At 43.3% G+C, this 735-nt stretch carries 1 protein-coding gene; it reads right to left on the reverse strand.

Going from position 1 to position 735, the window contains the following annotated elements:
• Positions 1-507, reverse strand: a 507-nt coding sequence (locus R7044_RS25285) for a LysR family transcriptional regulator (protein ID WP_225456005.1), incomplete at its 3' end; no start/stop codon positions are given.
• Positions 508-735 lie beyond the last annotated feature (228 nt).

Genomic DNA, 735 nt, shown 5'->3' on the forward strand with positions numbered 1-735 from the left:
AATTAGGCGCATTTCGAAGTCAAACAACGGTTCATAATGTACCTCAGAACGAGGTTGAATATCCGACGTGATAACGAGATCTAACTCGCCAGCCAACAATGCGGGTAGGGGCTCAAACCCGAAGCCGGACGAAAAATCCAACGTGACGCTTGGCCACGCCAATTGATATTCCCTTAGAGCAGGCATGAGCCATTGGAAGCATGAGTGACATTCGATCGCCATGTGTAATCGACCGTTGACGTCCTCTTTCAAACTTGCCAGTTCGTTTTCTGCTCTTGCCAGCTTTGGCAAAATATCTTCCGCGAGGCGCAAGAGAATTTCACCCTCAGAGGTAAATTTCACTGGGCGAGTTTTGCGTAAAAATAACTGACCGCCAATACGAGATTCGAGATCTTTGATTTGGTGAGAAAGAGCGGATTGCGTTAAGTGCAAGGCAGTAGCCGTAGCAGTTAACGAGCCGGTGTCTCGAAGCGAAGTTAATGTTCGCAAATGTTTTAGCTCTATCATGAATCCCTTTCATCCTTTGTGGTTCGCCGTGAACGAATTCCTATCCCAGTCAATAACGACTCAATATGGTTTCTTAATGCTCTGTCTTGTTGAAATACTCAATAGCTACTTTGAATTTTTGATTTAAGAATAAATACTTATCAAACAAATCCACTTCACTCGCAAGCAATTTTTTATTGCTGTTAAAACGTATTGATTGACTGCGACAGACATAACTAACTTAACGAC

It is taken from the genome of Vibrio sp. 1402 (assembly GCF_033340275.1).